The sequence below is a fragment of the Novosphingobium lindaniclasticum LE124 genome (assembly GCF_000445125.1).
Lineage (GTDB): Bacteria > Pseudomonadota > Alphaproteobacteria > Sphingomonadales > Sphingomonadaceae > Novosphingobium > Novosphingobium lindaniclasticum.
Map to the genome: position 1 here is coordinate 1 of NZ_ATHL01000114.1, position 18,244 is coordinate 18,244.

The window sequence follows — 18,244 nt, forward strand, 5'->3', positions numbered from 1 at the left end:
CCTCTGTTATTCACCGGAGCGCAGGCTTTCGGCGTTCTGGACCTGACTTTTGTTGAGGGCGTAGCGAGGGCGAGCGTCTTCCCCGGCGCTTTTCACCGGTTCAGGATCGATGGGCTTTTCAAGGTTGACGGACGGGGCTCAGGCTTTGGGCGGCATTGCCGCGCTGGTTATGTCGGCGCTGGGCGGAAGCCGGTCGCGATAGCTTTGAAGACGCCGGCATCGGGGCATGCCGACGCGAAGGCGAGACGGATGCGCGAAGCGGTTTCGATGACGCGGGCAGCCACCTTGATGAGCCGCAGACGCAATGTCGTGAACTCAGCGGTGGCGAGCACGGTTGCCTTGGGGATGGCCTGCTGGATGCGCCACAGCAGCCAGTAAGCGGCGGTGTGGAGGATGAGGCGCATCTGGTTGGCGTTTGCCGAGCGGCACGAGGTGCGATCGCTGGCGAGTTGGGATTTGTGGCGCTTGATCAAGTTCTCGGCCTGGCCGCGCGCGCAGTAGAGCGTATCGTAGATGTGCTCGGCCGAACCCTGGGCCAGAGAGGTGACGACGTAGCGGATGTCCATACCCAGGATACTGGCCTCGATCCGGGCGACGACGCGGCGCTTGCAGTTCCAGCTCTTGGCGCCGTAGCGGGTCTCGGCATAGGCGCGCAGCACCGGATACTGGGTCTTGGCCCGCTTGACCGCGCAGGCATCGGCGGCAGCGACGATTTCGGGATCAGCACGCAGCGCAGCGTTAGTGGGCAGGCCGAACACGTAATCGACCCCGGCTGCTTCGCAAAAGCCCATGACTTCGGGGCGGCCATAGTGCCCGTCGCCGCGGATGGTGATGTGCGTTTCGGGCCAGTGCCGGCGGATGTGCCGGATCAGGCGCCGGATGTGGCCGGCCACTTCGGCGCCTGAGGGTGTCTTGCCGGTGCGCAGCAGCATGGCCACCGGCCGGCCAGTGGCGGTATCGTAAACATGGATCGGCAGGAAACAGCGCTCTCCATGATGACCATTCCAGAACGAGAGCTGCTGATAGCCGTGCACGACATCGCAGGTGTCATCGATATCCAGCGTTACCGCTGCCGGCGGGGCTGGATAACTGCCGCAGTAGATGTCGACCATTACCGCCAGCATCTTCGCCAGCTCACGCGTGGTCGGCGCATTCTCCCAGCGGCTCATGGTCGGTTGGCTGGCCAGTCCTGCGCCTGATCCTGGCAACTTGCCCAGCGCCAGGCGGAACCCCGGATCATCACGCAGAGCATCGAGATCGTCGGCATCCTCATAACCGCAGGCGATAGCGAAAACGCGGGCGCGCAGAATGTCATCGAGGCGATGGATCACCCGCGTCGGGTCCCGCGGATCGGCGATGCAAGCCGCAAGCCGTCGGCAGATCCCTATCATGCGCTCGGCCTGGGCCAGCAGCAGCACGCCGCCGTCAGAGGTCAGCCGCCCACCGTCGAACGCGGCGGTGAGCTTTTTGCCGCCAACCGCTGGAAACGAAAATCCCGGTGCGCTATCGTTGCTCTTGGCGGGTGTGGTCCGTGGCATAAATTGCCTCGCTGCAGGACTGGTCTAGACACCCATTTTCCTACCGCAAAGCAATCGCTTAAGCCACTCCCGCCAACCCGCTAAAAGCCGCCCGGTGAATATGATGGGTTAAAATCCTTGGTCTATCAAGTATTTTCACAGACAAAACGCGCAAAGAGTGGAGAGGGAGAGAGGGAGTGGACCGAGAAGATCGGCCAAAGCCCTTCAACCTACCGTTGGTGCCTTCCGGCATCTGCAACATGGAGGTAACTCCCCATGCAACGCTTTGTTCTCTTCATCAGCGAACCCGGCTCAGCGGACATCGTCGATATTCACCCCAGCAAGCCCGCGGCCGAAAGTGCGCTGGTCGACTATGTTCGAGCCCGCACGGCTATCAATGGCCAGGATGCCCATCCTGACGACGATCAGGCAGTGGCCTCCTATTTCGCGGACAGCGAGGCCATATACGCCATCGCGCGTGTCATGCCGCTGGCACAACCGGGTAACGACCAATGACCATCGTTGCGCGACGCCCCTCGCAAAAGCTGATCGACATCGTCGGCACCCTGCGCGGCACCTGGCATGGAAACCGGGCGATGTGCCGTTGCCCGTGCCATGAGGACCACGAACCGAGCCTGTCCCTCCGGCAAGGTGATCGCGGCATTCTCGTAACCTGCTTTGCAGGTTGCGATTCCATCGACGTCCTGCGCGAACTCGATCGCATCGCCATCACGCGCCATTACGAGCCGCCGCCAGGCAATGTCCGAGCCGGCACCGCGAACATCGAGCGGCTCTGGTCGCAGGCGCAATCCGTGCCGGGTACGCTCGGCGAACGCTATCTCGGCTCGCGCTTTCTCCTGCCTGTTCCCGGTGACGTGCGCTTTCACCCGCGTTGCCCCCATGGCGCGAAGCCCAACACCGTCTTCAAGCCCGCCTTGCTGGTGGCGGTGCGCGAAGGCCAGCGCCTTGTCGCCCTGCAGCGGATCTTCCTCGATCCTGAAACCGCGCGCTACACCGCCAAGGCGACCATCGGTTCGCTCGGCATGGGCGCATGGCGCGGCGGCGGTATCGGTCCAACCATCGGCCTTGCCGAAGGCTTCGAGACCGCTCGTGCCTGGAGCCGCATCAACAATCTTCCATGCTGGGCCACGCTTGGCTCTCGCCGGTTCGGCCTGGTGGCGATCCCCGACAGCGTCACCGAAGTCATCCTTGCGGGCGATTACGACACGGCGGGACGCCGGGCCGTGAACCGGGCATCCCACCGCTACGCCAGCGATAACCGCGTGATCCGCGTCGATTTTCCCAAGGGCTACAAGGATTGGGCCGAGGTGCTCGAAGCCCTCGAGGCGCGGAAGAGAGGAGGGGGAGGGGAAGGGTGATCTGCCGTTCGGCAGAGAGCCCAAGGAGACCCCCATGCGCGACCTTCTCGATCTCACGCACGTCAATGATGCGCCGGCAGCGCGCACGATCGCCACCCTTCTCGCCACCGATGCCGCAATCACCCGCCGCCAATTGAACGATGCCATGGTGCAGGCGTTCGGCGGCAGCGATGCCGACGGGCGCTGGACGCAGCGCGACAGCTTCGAGATGCTCGAGCACGCCCTTGCCCTTCACCTTGCCGGTGATGGGCATCGCATCAACACCCTGGCGGACATCGCCACCTCCTGCGCACTTATGCAGCGCCTGCCGACCCAGACCGTGCGCAGCGAGGAACAGATCGAGCTGCAGCAGTTCTCGACTCCCGCCGACATTGCGGCATTGGCCATGCTGTTCGCCGCAATCGGCGCCGAGGACGTGGTACTCGAACCGAGCGCCGGCAACGGCCTCCTGATCGCCCAGGCCCCACGCGGCCGCGCGCTCCAGCTTAACGAAATCGACCCGCGCCGCCGCGAACGGCTCACTCACATCTTCCCCGATGCCACGATCACAGGCCATGATGGCGCTGCGCTGGTCGCGCTTCACGCGGATCTCCCGCGCCCGAGCGTCGTCCTCATGAACCCGCCATTCTCGCGCAGTATCGGCCGTGGCGCTGATGACCTGGCCGCGCTGCGCCATCTTCAGGCCGCGATCAAGCGGGTCAGCCCTGGCGGCCGCGTCGTCGCCATCATGCCCGACTGGTTCGCACCCTGCCCGCGCCTGCGCACCGCTTATGAGACGATCATGGCCGGCTGCACCGTGCGCGCCTCGCTGCGGCTCGAACACTGCTACCGCAAACACGGCACCGACATTGCCGTTCGCCTCTACGTGATCGACAAGATCGCTGGCGACCTCACGCCTGCGGTTATCGAGCACGCGGCCGTCCTCGACTTCCTCGATGCCATCGACATCCCCGCCCGCATCAAGCTGGAACCCACCTCCAATCTTCCGGTTCGCCCTGCGCCTGCGAAGCCGACTTCGCTGTTCGGCGCCGCGCGCAAGACCAAGGTGGCCGCACCGCGCCCCTATCACGCGCCCAAGGCGAATGCCGTCCTGCCCGTCGGCTATAGCAAGCTGGAAGAACCGGCACCGCTGGCCGAACAGGTCGGTGTCTACCTGCCGTACCGGCCAAGCCGCATCGTCTTCGATGCAGCGGGCGAACACCCGACAGCGCTGGTTGAATCAGTCGCCATGGGCTCGATCCCAGCGCCGATCCCGAAGCACATCCCCCATCTGCCCGAACGCACCGTCAGCGAGCGGCTCCTGTCCTCCTCCCAGCTCGAAACCGTCGTCTATGCGGGCCATGCCTGGAACCAGACGCTTCCCGGCACCTTCAAGCCCGCCAAGGAAGGCGTTGGCCTCGACATCGACCCTGAAGGTCGTAAGTACCGCAAGGGCTTCTTCCTTGGCGACGGCACTGGCGCTGGCAAGGGCCGCCAGATCGCTGCCTGCATCCTCGACAACAAGCTGCAGGGCCGCCGCCGCCACATCTTCGTCACCAAGAACGAGCCACTGCTCGAGGACATCCGCCGCGACGTCACCGCACTTGGCGGCCTTTCGGCCGACGTGCAGCCGCTCTCGAACTGGAAGGTCGGCCAGCCCATCACGATGGACGAAGGCACCCTGTTCGTTACATATCCGGGGCTGCGTTCGGGCCGCTCGGATGCAACCCGCCTTCAGCAGATCCTCGATTGGGCAGGGCCCGACTTCGATGGCGTGATCGCTTTCGACGAGGCCCACGAAATGGGCGGTGTCGCGGGCGGCGAAGGCGCGCTGGGCAAAACGGAAGGCTCCCAGCAGGGCATCTGCGGCGTCCTCCTTCAGAACCACCTTCCCGATGCCCGCGTGCTCTATGCGTCCGCCACTGGCGCCTCTGACGTCAACAACCTGGCCTACGCCGTGCGCCTTGGCCTTTGGGGGCCGGAAACCTCCTTCCCTGACCGGGAATCCTTCATCTCCAACATCCGTCAGGGGGGGATCGCGGCGATGGAACTGGTGGCCCGCGACCTCAAGGCCCTCGGCCTCTACACGGCGCGAGCGCTCAGTTTCGCGGGCGTCGAATACGAAGTGCTTCGCCATGAGCTGACGCCTGCCCAAATCGAGATCTACGATACCTATTGCCGCGCCTGGCAGGTCATCAACACGAATCTTGCCGCCGCGCTCGAGGCAACGAATGTGGTCGACAGCCTTGAGGGCAAGACGCTCAACTCCGGCGCGAAGGCGGCAGCACGCTCGCGTCTGGAAGGCACACGCCAGCGCTTCTTCGGTCAGGTGCTGCTTTCGATGAAGCTCCCCACCGTGATTGCGGCGATCGAGGGGCACCTGAAGCAGGAGCATTCGGTGGTCGTGCAGCTGGTGACGACGGCCGAGGCCATCCTCGACAGGCGCCTGTCCGAGATGACGGCCGAGGAGCGGGCAGAGCCGCAGATCGAGTTGTCGCCCACCGACCAGATCGTAGATTACCTCAAGCGTGCCTTCCCGACGCACCAGATGGAGGTGTTCAAGGACGACACCGGCGCCCTGCATTCGAGGCCCATGCGCGATGAGGCCGGCAACCCGGTCCACAACCCCGAAGCCATGACCGCGCGCGACAACCTGATCGAGCATTTATGCGCGCTTCCGCCGATCAAGTCTGGCCTCGACGCGCTGATCGAGCATTTCGGGCCGGATCGCATCGCCGAAGTCACCGGGCGCTCCAAGCGCCTCATCACCGGTCCGGACGGCCGCCAGAAACTCGAGACACGCACGCCCCGTACCAGTCAGGCCGAGGCCAGCGCCTTCATGAATGACCAGAAGAAGGTGCTCGTCTTCTCCGATGCCGGCGGAACGGGCCGCTCCTACCATGCCAGCCTTGATGCGGTGAACCAGGACCGGCGCGCCCATTTCCTGCTCGAACCGGGTTGGCGTGCTGACCGGGCGATTCAGGGGCTCGGCCGCACGCACCGCACCCATCAGGCATCGACCCCGCTGTTCCGTCCCGTCACCACCGACTGCAAGGGCGAGCTGCGCTTTACCTCGACGATCGCTCGCCGCCTCGACAGCCTTGGCGCCCTCACGCGCGGCCAGCGCCAGACCGGAGGGCAGGGCCTGTTCGATCCGGCAGACAACCTCGAAAGCGATTACGCTCGCGACGCCCTCGTTACGTGGTTCCACCTTCTCTATCACGGCAAGCTCAAGAGCACGAACATGACCGAGTTCGTCGACCTGAGCGGGCTCGAGATTACCGAAGGTGACGGCGTCCTGAAGGAAGACCTGCCGCCAATCCAGCGCTGGCTCAATCGCCTTCTGGCCCTGCCGATCGCGCTGCAGAACAAGATCTTCGAGGAATATCTCACCCTCGTTGAAACTCGCGTGGCCGCCGCGCGCGAGGCCGGCACCCTCGATGTGGGCGTCGAGACGATCACGGCCGACAGCGCCCGCGTCATCAGCGATACGATCCTGCGGACCGATCCCGGCACCGGCGCTACCACCCACCTTCTCACGATCGAGATCGCACGGCGCAAGAATCCGATTTCGCTCGAGCGCATCCTCGATATGGTCCGCTGGCGCGAGAACCCGGCATTCGTCATGAACGCCAAGTCGGGCCGCGTCGCGCTGCGCAGCAAGGCAAACGCTTGGATGGACGATGAGGGCGAGCCGATCCTTCGCATCGAGCTGCAGCGCCCCTGCAGCCGCAAGTCCATGCGCGAGGCGGAGTTGTTCGAGACGGCCTGGGAAGAAATCGACGAAGACACCTTCCGCGCCAAGTGGCAGGCCGAAGTCGAAGAAGCCGCCGAGCAGCTGGACACCGAGACGGTGCGCCTTGCAACCGGCCTCCTGCTGCCGATCTGGTCGGCGCTGCCGTCCGATCACCTCGCGGTCAACCGGATCGTCGACAAGAATGGCAACAGCTGGCTTGGCCGTATCGTCTTCGAGCACAGCATCGTCGACCTGTTCACCAAGCTGGGCCTTGCGAGCAGCGAAGAGATGCCCGTCGAAGCCATCACCAATGCCGTCCTCGCAGGGCGCAGCGTCAACGTGACACGCCCGTTCGCGATGGCGTTCAAGCGCTCGCATGTGAACGGCAACCCGCGTGTCGAGATCGTCGATGCTCCGGCAACGCAGCTTGCATGGCTCAAGTCGCTCGGCGCGTTCACCGAGATCATCCAGTATCGCACCCGCGTCTTCATTCCCGTCGCGCAGGCCGAGGCCATCATCGCCGAAATCCTCAAGCCCTCCTGAACCCTGCACCTGTCCTCCCTGGTCGACCAAGAGCCCCAAAGCAGCCGGGTCGGTCAGGAGAGGGGAGGGGGAAGGGAAGGGATGTCCGTGAATTGGCCGGACGATGAGAAGAAGGTGTTGTTCCCATGATCCAGACCGTCAAGCTGGCAAAGCTGGTCCTCTCCGACATCAACGTGCGCACCCGCGGCGAAGACCTGATCGAACAGTTCGCCGCCGATATTTTCGCGCGCGGCATCCTGCAGAACCTGGTCGTAACTTCCGTAAAGAAGCCGCGCGGCTCCTATGGCGTCATTGCCGGCAGCCGCCGCTTTCGTGCCCTCACGCTGCTTGCCGAGCGCGGCGACATCAACGCGGCCGAGTACGACGTGCCCGTGCTGATCCTGAGCGGCGGCAACGACGAGCTTTCCGAAGCCTCGCTCGCTGAAAACTTCCATCACCTCAATATGTCGCCCGCCGACGAATGCCGCGCCTTCCAGTATTGCCTCGGGCAGGGCGGCGACATCGATGCAATCGCCAAGCGTTTCGGCATCACCCGCCGTTTCGTCGAAGGGCGCCTCCGCCTCGCGAACCTTGCCGAACCGATCTTCGACGCCCTGAAGTCGGGCGAGATGACGCTCGACATGGCCAAGGCATATGCCTCCACCGAAAGCCATGAGCGCCAGCTAATGGTCTGGAGGAGCTACGGCGCCAACAGCTACCATGCCAGCGCCGACACCATCCGCCGTGTGATCGCGAACGAATCCATGAAGTCGAGCGATCCGATCGCGCGCCTCGTCGGCGAGGAAGCCTATGTTGCAGCGGGCGGCGTCGTCGATCGCGACCTGTTCAGCGACAACGGCGATCGCTGGACCAACCCCGAGATCGCCCAGACGCTCGCGGCCGCCAAGATGGAAGCCGAAGCCCAGCGCATCGGTGAAGAACGTGGCCTCGCCTGGATTCGCCCCGTCGCCTCGAACTCGACCTGGGAAGTCGCGCGCGGCCTATTCCACGTCAGCCTGCCGAGCCTTCCGCTGAGCGAAGCACAGCTGACCCGCATCGAAGAAATCGAAGCACTTCTCAGCATCGTGAGCCTCGAAATGGAAAACGAGGAACTCGAGGAAGAAGCCTGGCAGGCCCTCGATGCCGAACACGACGCTCTCAGCGACGAACTGCGCGATGCCGGTCGCCGCGAGAAGATCCTTCCTCCCGAACTCGCCCCGCGTGTCGGGCTGTTCCTGACGCTCTCGCAGGACGGCAGCATGGAACTCGACGACACCTATTACAGCGAGACGCCGCTCAGCGTCACCATGGTCGAACCCGACGAAGACGACGAGGCCACCGCCGAAACGGGTGAAGAGGGCATCGAAGGCGAAACTGCCGGCGATGCTACGCCGCGCGTGCCGACCTTCCGCATCGAGGAAGGCGAGACCGCCACCGTCACCGGCAACACCAAGGATGTGTCTCCCGAAGAGGCCGCACCGGGCGGCAAGGCGCTCAGCCAGGTTCTCCTCGACCAGCTTGCGGTCCAGCGCCGCGACGTTCTTGGCGCTTCCATGATCGCCAATCCGGCGCTCGCGCTCGACTACATGCTGTTCGCCATGGTCGACAAGACCGACGCCTACAAGGAAAGCTGCGGCACCAGCATCCATGCTCCGCATCCCGAAGATCCGGTTCGCTTCGATGCCTATCCGCAGTCGATCGCGCACGACTATCTGTCCGAAGTGCGCGACGGTCTCGACGCTTCCTGGAAGGAGCATAAGAACATCATCGAGCGTTTCGACGCCTTCCGCGCGCTCGGCGACGAGGCCAAGACCGCATGGCTGGCATGGACGGTCGCAAAGTCCTTCAAGTCGAAGGAAACCTACAGCAATCGGCAGAACGCCCTCCAGAACCACCTTGCCGGCCTGCTGGAGGTCGATGTCGCAAAGTGGTGGCGCCCGACTTCTGCTAACTTCTTCGACCGCGTATCGAAGGGCGCGCTGCTCTCGCTCCTCGACGAGGTGGGCGGCCCTGCACTCTCGAGCCGTCATGCGAGCCAGAAGAAGGGCGAAATCTCGACGTCCTGCGAGAAGCTGTTCGCCGGCGACGCGGTGATCGAGGCCGACGTCAAGGAAAGGGCTCTCGCATGGGTGCCCGCAGCGATGCGCTTCACCCCCGCCGAGACGACGACCGATCAAGACGACGACACGCCCGAAGAAACCGGCGAAGCCGAAGATGAACTGGCCAGCCTGATCGACGCAGCCCTTGCCGGGCCCGACGATGGCGATGACGGCGAAGGCGTCTCGATCGACGATGCGGGGACGGCCGAAGGCGACGACGATCAGCAGGTCGATGACGGCTCGCCCGCTGTCTACGGCGACGACGATGCCGTCAGCCAGTGGGCCGAAGCGGCGGAATAACCCGCGTCCCCAACCTGACCGACGAACCGCCGGTGGGCTTTGCGGCTCACCGGCGGCTTTTCTCGCCACACCGGACGAGGGACATACCCATGAAGACGCCCCGCAATTCGCGTGAGATCGCGCGCGAAGTCACCAACGCCATCGTCTCCCGGCTCGAGGCCGGAACCACGCCCTGGACCCGCTCCTGGTCGCTGACCGGGGAGGGCGGCCGTCCGCTGCGTCATGAAGGCACCCCATACAACGGCATCAACTGCCTCTGGCTCTGGACGATTGCCGACGGGCGTGGATACCGCAGTCGCTACTGGATGACCGCCCGCCAGGCCGATGAACTCGGTGCGCGTGTTCGCCGCAAGGCCGATCCCTCCATGTCGATCTATGCCTCCAGCTTCCGCAAGGCCGGGCAACCGGGATTGATGGGCGAGGCCACCGGCCAACTCATCCGCTTCCTGCGCCACTACATCGTCTACAACGCGGACGAGATCGAGGGCCTGCCGGATTACTACTACGCCCGCGACGTGCCGCCGACACCGACCCTGCTTTCGCAGCGCCAGGACGCGATCGATGCCTTCTTCGCGGCAATTCCTGCGCGGGTACGCCATGGCGGCGACGAAGCCTATTACAGCCCGATCGGCGATTACATCCAGCTACCGCGCCCCGGCAGCTTTAAGTCGGGCGACGCTTACGCCTCTACCAGAGGGCATGAAAGCGCCCATTGGAGCGGGAGCAAGGACCGGCTCAACCGGACATTCGGCAAGCGTTTCGGTGACGATGCTTACTGCGTCGAAGAACTTTGCGCCGAACTTACAGCAAGTTATATTTGCGCCGAACTCGGCCTGCCGACCGAACTCCACGACAGTCACGCCAGCTACCTCGCGCATTGGGTCAGGGTACTTCGCGCCGATCACAGCGCCATCTTCACCGCTTCGGCCAAAGCCGAACAAGCCTTCAACTATCTGCGCGCCTTCAGCCTTGCCGAGGCGGCTGCGCCTGCCGGCGATGCCCTGAAGGCAGCGGCATGACCCTACACATCAGGAGACATCACCATGGGCTGGCTCTTCATGAACAGGCACCACATGGGCGGACACGCTACACCCAAGTCCTACCTCGACGCCCAATTCACCTTCACCAATGCGCCGGACGACAAAGGAATCGCGCGCGGCGCTCGCGTCCTTGCATCGTCCTGCCCCGGCAACCGGGTCTGGTACGCAGCGGTGCAATACTCCGAAAACGGCGCACCGACCGACGTGATCGCCATGGTCTGCCTCGTAAAGTGGAACCCGAGGGACAAGGAGGCCATGCACTTCGGGTACAAGGACATGAGCGAAATGATGGGGCCTTGCGAGGCCGAGGCCCCGGAGAACATCCTTCGTCTGCTCACGCCCACCACCAACGAGTATTCACTCGATTGGCGCCGGCGGTGCCTCGCCCGCCTGCAGAAGCGTTCCCGAAAGATCGTCGATGGCATGCGCGTCAAATTCCCGCAGGCGATCACCTTCACCGATGGCTTCACGGGTGACGAGTTCACCGTCGTCAAGCGCGGCGCGACCATTACCTTCCGTCCCGCCGGGAAATTCGGGCACTACCGCATTCGCAATTTCCGTGACCTGGAATGGTCGATTGTCCCGGAAACCAAGGTCCATCGAACGATCTTCGCACCCCGACCCTCTGCAGCGATGCCCCCGCCATGAGCGGGGCATCCAACCTCTCGCCGCTGCGGGCACGCCTCTGCAGACGCGAGAATGCTAACGACCTGTTGCTTGCTTCGACATTACTTCCTACAAGTAGGAAATGTCTGGGGGGACCGATCTGCTGCGCATGACTGGCGAGGCGCTATACGGCGCGCGCTGGCAAACGCCCATTGCCCACGATCTTGGCGTCACGCCGCGGTCGGTGAGGCACTGGTGCGCCATGAAGCACGACTGTCCAGACGATATTGCTGAGCGGCTTCTGCCGCTCGTCGTGAAACGGGGCGAGGCTCTGCGCCAGCTGGCGGAAGCCTTAAAGGTAAACGGGGACGAGTAAGACGCATGCTTCAGACGGTCACAGACGCCTGCCAATTCAAGCAGGAGGCGCTCGACTACGCGCTGTCCAAGCAGGTCGAGGATCTCGGCGATCTCGTTCACAACGACGAGGCCGACGCACGCGAGTTCTTCGAGCGCACCTACGTCACCGACGGCATGACTCAGCTCTTGCGCCAAGGCCTCCAGCGGCTCGCGGGCTTCAACGACCAGGCGGTATTCGAGCTTCGGCAGGCGATGGGCGGCGGCAAGACGCACTCCATGCTCGCCCTCGGCTACCTCGCCGCGCATCCCAAGGTCGCAGGCGCCGTATCAGCGCGAGTGACTGAAGGCTTCACGCCGCAGCCCGCGAAGGTCGTGATCGTGAGCGGCCGCAATATCGACCATGACCGCTTCCTCTGGGGCACCATCGCGGAGCAACTGGGCAAGGGAGACGAGTTCTCGCGCTTCTGGAGCAACGGAGCGCGTGCCCCGAATGAAGACGACTGGGTTAAGCTGATCGGGAATGATCCCGTCCTCATGCTTTTCGACGAGCTGCCGCCCTACCTCGACAACGCCGTCACGGTGACCGTCGGGTCGGGAAACCTCGGGGACGTCACGTCGGCCGCGCTTTCCAATCTCTTCTCTGCCGCAATTAAGCTCCCGCAGCTCTGCATTGTGCTGTCAACCCTCTCGGGCCAATACAAGGCGAGCACCGAACTCTCGCGCATTGTGTCGCAGATCACCAACGAGGCCCGGCGTCAGGCGAAGCCAATCACACCGGTCGAGCTGGGATCCGACGAGATCTATCACATCTTGCGCAAGCGCCTTCTGGCACGCGAGCCTGCACAAGCCGTCATCGAGAGCGTATCCGAGGAGTTCGGCCGCGTCCTGTCCGACGCAGTGAAATCGAAGACGCTCGAGCGCTCGGCCGAGAAGATCGCCGACGAGGTGGCGGCTACCTACCCCTTTCACCCAAGCCTCAAGACGGTCGTCGCGACATTTAAGGACAACGAGGGCTTTCGTCAGACCCGCGGTCTGATGACGATCGCCGCGTTGATGATCAAGTCGGTGCAGAAGCGGAAGACGAACGACGTCTACCTGATCGGTCCCCAGCATCTCGATCTGTCGGATCGAACCATCCGAGACTGGATCAACGGCATCTATGATCTCGACGCTGCGATCAGCGTCGACATCGTGGACACCGGCAGCAGCGACGCTCACGCGGAGCTGATCGACGCTGATGCTGGGAATGATGCGGCCGGGCAGGTCTCCCGCCTCCTCCTGATGTCGTCGCTAGCAGAATCGTCGGATGCGGTGAAAGGCCTCCAGTCCACAGACGTCCTGTCCTTCCTCGTCGCGCCGCTGCGTTCGGAAAGCGACTATGTCGCCGCCATCGAGGCGCTGACCGCGCGCTGCTGGTATCTGCACAAGCGCGACAACGGCGCTTGGTATTTCTCCAAGAACGAGAATCTCACCAAGAAGATCGAGAATCTCGCCAAGAATGCTCCGGCCCATAAGATCGACCAGGATCTGGCGCGCCGCATCGACGACATCTTCACGACGCGGCGCCGCGCCGCGTACGGTCGCGTGCTAGCTCTGCCGAAGGTCGAAGACGTCAACATCCGCGGCGACAGGGCCCTCATCGTCCTGTCGCCGGACGCAAAGATCCCGCCCGAGAAGGCGCAACAGCTCTTCGCCGCGACCGCGGAGCGCAACAACTTCGCGATTGTGAGCGGCGAAGGAATCGACCTGGCGTCCGTGGAGGAGCGCCTTCGCATGGCCTACGCCATCGCCAAGGTTCTCGATCAGGAGGGCCCCGCGAGCCAGAACCGTCCGGATCTCGAAGCGCGACAGGCCGACGCCGAACTAGACGTCTACCAGACCATCGCCTCGACACTGAACAAGATTTGGTATCCGGGCCGCGACAGCTCCGGCGAGCGTCTGCTGGGCGCGACGCTCAAGCTCGACAATTTCCGCCGTGAAGGCTCGGCAGGATACGATGGCGAAACCGCCGTCGAAAACGCACTTTCCGCGACCGGCACCCGCAAGCTGATCCTAGACGTCGAGAAGAATTTCGAGATGCTCGCCGATCGGGCCGAGGCCGAACTCTGGCCGTCCGGGCGCTCCTCCACCACGTGGGCCGACCTCTGCGATCGCGCTATGGCCAACGTGAGGTGGCTTTGGCTTCCTCGCAATGGTCTCGACGAACTCCGACGCATCGCCATCTCGAGGCAGAAATGGCGCGAGAACGGGGCGGGCGGGATCGAGAAGGGGCCGTTCGAGAAGGAGAAGACCAGCGTTGGCGTCACGGAGACGACCTACGACGAGCAGACCGGCACCGCCACGCTCAACGTGCTCCCGCGCAACGCAGGACGTCGTGGACGGATCTACTGGTCCAAGACCGCCGACGTGTCGCCATCGTCCAACAGGCTCGAGGGCACTCGGCTCGACACCAGCGAGATGCGTCTACACTTTGTCGCGATCGATCCGGACGCCGAGCACGAGACCGGGGAGGTGTTCGTGTGGACGAACCGCCTTAACCTCACCCACGATCCACGCCCGGCCGGAACCGGTTACGAAGTCCACCTTTCCGTCGTGCCCTCCGGACAGATCCGCTGGAACACTGACGCTATCGCTCCGCGAGACGGTGCGCTCTACGGCGGCCCTATCCGCCTTGAGGGCGACAAGGACGTCACCATCTATGCCTATGCTGAGGCGGACGGTGTCACGACGACGCGTGAGTTCCGCATTGCGCGGCGCGAGGGCGATGGCGCGAAGATCGACTTGAGCCGTCCCGGACGGGTCCGGCGGCAGATCAACATCAACACGACCGATAAGGTTTTCGCCGCCGTCGCCGCCGCAAAGGAGAGTCGTGCCCGCTTCAGAAATGTCATGGTCACCGTCGGGACCGGTGGGAGGGCCGTCAGCACCCATTTCGGCCCTGACTTCGACGTTAGCGCCGAGACCATCTAGCGTCTGGCGAAGTATGCGCGCCAAGAGCTCGTCGACGACAACGCCGACGTCACAGTGACTTGGCGAGTGTTGGAGGTCGACCGGGCCGCCGACCTCGACGCCATCATGACGGCGGTCGGCGAAAGCCTCAACACCGGTGAAATTGAACAGAGCTGAAGGGCGTGCGCCCGGCGACAGCGTCGGCGCGAGGAAATGACATGGCAACCAGACCGCAGGCCGGATTCGGCGTTCCCGAGAGCGAGATTGACCCTCAGCACTTCATCGTGCGCATCAGCGAGAATGCGCGCGTGAACGTGGCGGTGATCGAAGACTTCGGCATCTCGGGTCCAAAGCTGGATGTCCAGGATAACGCGTATATCGACCAAATCGAGCGCTGCTCTATCCATCCAAGGCGGTGGAGAATGGTCGCGACGCCTCTTAAAAACACGTTCAACGAGCGATTGAAGAGCCGAAAGTATCGTCCAGGTCGGTGGGCCACGGGCGACAACCGCGTCCATCGATTGCTCGGGCGCGAGATGAGCGTACTCCTCTGGGCCGTCGAGCAATGCGACGAATCGCTCGTCCCCGCCGCCATCAACGCCTGGCTGGGATTAAGGCCGGAGGAGCGCTGGTGGCTCTACGCCATGGCGGCGCACAGCTCAGGCAAATCCGGCGACCACGACCGGGGCTGGCGCAAGGCGATCCGCTTTGGCCTCACGGAGGGCGCGCCACTTCCGGATTCCTACCGTTCCAACTTTTTGGATCAATTATGACCGACAACGTCCGGAAGCCGACGCCACTACCGTTCTCGCTGGCCAACGCCCCGACGCTCATCGAGACAATCTGGCCCAGCACACAGATATCCATCGAGGCGGAGCAGGAGCGCGACGCCAAGCAGTCCCAGACGCTAACGCCGCTCGGCGCTTACTGGAAGGGGCGCAAGCCCCTAGTCCTCGTGCGAGCGTGCGTCCTCGGATGTTTGCTTCCCGCCACGGACGACCCGCAAAAAGATCTCGCGATCTTCGACGCCCTCATGGGATTCGATGAGCGCGGTTTCGGTCACCGAGCGAGCGATATGTCCGCTGCGGACATCGCCGAGATCGCCGTGGAAGGCGACGTCAACGCCGACGATCTCGCGGCCGTGTTCGTCAACCGACTCTCCAGCGACGAAGCCGACCTCGAATCCTGGAGGACGGCAGTCGCCGGTCGAAAGATCAGCTGGCGGCGCGAGGTCGACCAGGGCGATCGGCGATCCTTCATCGCCAAAGCCTTGGCCAACATTCCTTACAAGAGGAGGGTCGATCTTTCTTCCCGCGCCGAACACCTTGACGATAGTGCCTTCGCCGACATCTGGCCCAAGGTGAACGATCACCTCGGTACGGCCGCCGGATCGCTGGCCGAGCTCGTCCATCAGCTAGGGATCATGCGCTACGGCGAGATCCCACACGTGGTCGACACCTTCTCCGGCGGGGGATCCATCCCATTCGAGGCGGCGAGGATCGGATGCCGATCCACCGGCCTCGATCTGAATCCGATCGCCTGCATGCTCAGCTGGGGCGGCGGTCATGTCATTGGTGCAGACCGGCAAATGGAGCTCGCCTGGAAGCGAACCCAGGAAACGGTCGCGACGCGCGTGGCGGATCGCATTGCCGATCTCGGCTTCGAGCATGATGGCAAGGGCAATCAGGCCAAAGCCTTCCTCTACTGCTTGGAGACCAGATGCCCGCAGACCGGATGGATGGTTCCAATGCTGCCTACCCTCGTGATCTCAAAGGCCCAGGGGGTTGTGGCAAGGCTCGTGCCTGATACGGCCTCCAGACGCTACGACATCGAAATCCGTTCGGGCGTCGGCGCCGAAGAGATCAAGCATGCCGCTGTCGGCACCATTCAGGGCCCCCATCTCGTCCACGCAGTCGATGGAGAAAGCTATCGCTCCTCGCTGAAGGCGCTTCGCGGCGCGGACGCCGGGAGCGCTTCGAAGCTCCGCCTCTGGGAAAAGGCCGACGTCTCCCCGCGGCCGGACGACCTCTTCCAGGAACGTCTCTACGCCATCCTCTGGATGACGAAGGACACGGTCGGGAAGTCTCGACCGACCACTTTCTTCTCCAGCGTCACGCAGGACGATCTTCGTCGAGAAGCGGAAATCCTCGAACTCGTCCAATCGAAGCTCGCCGATTGGCAGGCGGCCGGTATCGTGCCCGACATGGTGATCGAGACCGGCAAAGAAACCACAAGGCTTCAAAGGGAACGCGGTTGGACCCACTGGCACCATCTTTTCACGCCAAGGCAGTTGCACTTCTTTGCGACCTGTCGTGAATTTGATCAGTCCCCTGTCGGCGCTATCGCACTCGCCCGCGTTCTAGACAGATCGTCCAAGCTTAACCGCTGGAGCAACAACAACGGCTCGACCGGGCAGCCGACCAACGTGTTCAGCAATCAGGCCCTCAACACGATGCTGAACTACGGCTCCTACGGAAGCCGCGACTATCTCCGCCTAATGGAGATGTCCGCCGGGCAGACTCCGCTGCGCGAACCACCGATGATCGTCAATCAGCCGGCGTCGGCGCTGGCGATTCGTCATCATCTCGGCATTACGGATCCGCCCTACGCCGACGCGGTCAACTACCACGAGATAACCGAATTCTTCATCGCCTGGCTGCGTAGTAACCCTCCTGCCCCGTTCGACCAGTGGGTCTGGGATTCCCGCCGCCCGCTAGCCATCAAGGGCGAGGGCGAGGACTTCCGCAGGGAGATGGTCGCTGCCTACAAGGCGCTGGCGGACCACATGCCGGATAATGGTCTTCAAATCGTCATGTTTACCCATCAGTCGGGATCGGTCTGGGCGGACATGGCGCAGATCTTCTGGGGCGCGGGGCTCCAAGTTCGCGCCGCATGGTATATCGCAACCGAGACCTCCACCGAGATTCGTAAGGGTGGCTATGTCCAAGGCACCGTCATCCTCGTCCTTCGCAAGCGTCTCGGCACCGAGAGCGGCTACGAGGACGAAATCGTCCAGGACGTTCGCACCGAGGTCGCCCATCAGATCGACACGATGGTCGGGCTCAACCAGTCTCTGAAGGGGGCCGGTCGCGTCGAAAACATTTTCGAAGACGCCGACATGCAGATGGCAGGCTATGCCGCCGCCCTAAGGGTGCTGACCGGCTACACAAAAATCGACGGTCGCGACATGACCGTCGAGGCCCTGCGGCCTCGCCGCAAGGGCGACGACTCGTTCGTAGACAGGATGATCGAATACGCGGTCGGCGTTGCCAACGAGCACATGGTGCCGGACGGCCTAAGATCGTCTCTCTGGCAACAGATGACGGGAAGCGAGCGCTTCTTTCTTAAGATGGTCGACCTCGAAACCGAGGGCCTCACCAAGCTCGACAACTACCAGAACTTCGCGCGGGCCTTCAGAGTTGCCGATTACACCGAGCTCATGGGATCGATGACCCCGAACGCCGCTCGGCTAAAAAGCGCGGCCGAGTTCGGACCGCGCTCGGGCTTCGATATTCCCAACTTCGGTTCCGGGCTCGTCCGCGCGACGCTCTACGGCCTGTATCAGCTTGAGCGTGAAACGGACCCGGACGTTGTGTTCCAGCAGCTACGCGACATCGTGCCGACCTACTTTAAGCAGCGTCCGGACATGATCGAGATCGCTGACTACATCGGCCGACGGCGTGGCGGAAGTTCGGAGGGACGGCATGCGACCATTCTCGCGAACCTCCTTCGCAATGAGCGCGTATAGATGGGGCCTACC

At 63.5% G+C, this 18,244-nt stretch carries 10 protein-coding genes; 9 read left to right on the forward strand and 1 reads right to left on the reverse strand.

Going from position 1 to position 18,244, the window contains the following annotated elements:
- Positions 1–167 precede the first annotated feature (167 nt).
- A complete protein-coding gene (locus L284_RS41420) occupies positions 168–1,538 on the reverse strand; it encodes an IS1380 family transposase (RefSeq protein ID WP_021235234.1) in 1,371 nt (456 codons plus the stop codon).
- A gap of 255 nt (positions 1,539–1,793) precedes the next feature.
- Between L284_RS41420 and L284_RS41425 the strand changes: the two genes are divergently transcribed.
- The 9 genes from L284_RS41425 (at position 1,794) to L284_RS41470 (ending at position 18,232) form a co-directional block, all read left to right on the forward strand.
- On the forward strand, positions 1,794–2,033 hold the full coding sequence (locus tag L284_RS41425) for a hypothetical protein (RefSeq protein ID WP_021235292.1): 240 nt from the start codon (positions 1,794–1,796) through the stop codon (positions 2,031–2,033).
- A complete protein-coding gene (locus L284_RS41430; RefSeq protein ID WP_021235293.1) occupies positions 2,030–2,896 on the forward strand; it encodes a DUF7146 domain-containing protein in 867 nt (288 codons plus the stop codon). The genes L284_RS41425 and L284_RS41430 overlap by 4 nt, the downstream gene beginning before the upstream one ends.
- Positions 2,897–2,930: 34 nt before the next feature.
- Positions 2,931–7,154: a strawberry notch-like NTP hydrolase domain-containing protein gene (locus L284_RS41435; protein ID WP_021235294.1), complete on the forward strand. Its 4,224-nt coding sequence runs from the start codon at positions 2,931–2,933 to the stop codon at positions 7,152–7,154.
- A gap of 125 nt (positions 7,155–7,279) precedes the next feature.
- A complete protein-coding gene (locus tag L284_RS41440; protein WP_021235295.1) occupies positions 7,280–9,532 on the forward strand; it encodes a ParB/RepB/Spo0J family partition protein in 2,253 nt (750 codons plus the stop codon).
- Positions 9,533–9,621: 89 nt separating this feature from the next.
- Positions 9,622–10,551 (forward strand): ArdC family protein, encoded by a 930-nt coding sequence (locus L284_RS41445; protein ID WP_021235296.1) that lies wholly within the window; start codon positions 9,622–9,624, stop codon positions 10,549–10,551.
- 24 nt (positions 10,552–10,575) lie between these two features.
- Positions 10,576–11,220 carry a DUF6927 domain-containing protein gene (locus L284_RS41450; RefSeq protein ID WP_021235297.1) on the forward strand — a complete coding sequence of 215 codons (645 nt, stop codon included), beginning with the start codon at positions 10,576–10,578 and terminating at the stop codon, positions 11,218–11,220.
- 339 nt (positions 11,221–11,559) lie between these two features.
- Positions 11,560–14,505 (forward strand): anti-phage-associated DUF499 domain-containing protein, encoded by a 2,946-nt coding sequence (locus L284_RS41460; RefSeq protein WP_021235299.1) that lies wholly within the window; start codon positions 11,560–11,562, stop codon positions 14,503–14,505.
- Positions 14,506–14,702: 197 nt separating this feature from the next.
- Positions 14,703–15,257 (forward strand): DUF3780 domain-containing protein, encoded by a 555-nt coding sequence (locus tag L284_RS41465; RefSeq protein WP_021235300.1) that lies wholly within the window; start codon positions 14,703–14,705, stop codon positions 15,255–15,257.
- On the forward strand, positions 15,254–18,232 hold the full coding sequence (locus L284_RS41470; RefSeq protein ID WP_021235301.1) for an anti-phage-associated DUF1156 domain-containing protein: 2,979 nt from the start codon (positions 15,254–15,256) through the stop codon (positions 18,230–18,232). Before L284_RS41465 ends, L284_RS41470 begins: the two co-directional genes overlap by 4 nt.
- Positions 18,233–18,244: the final 12 nt, after the last annotated feature.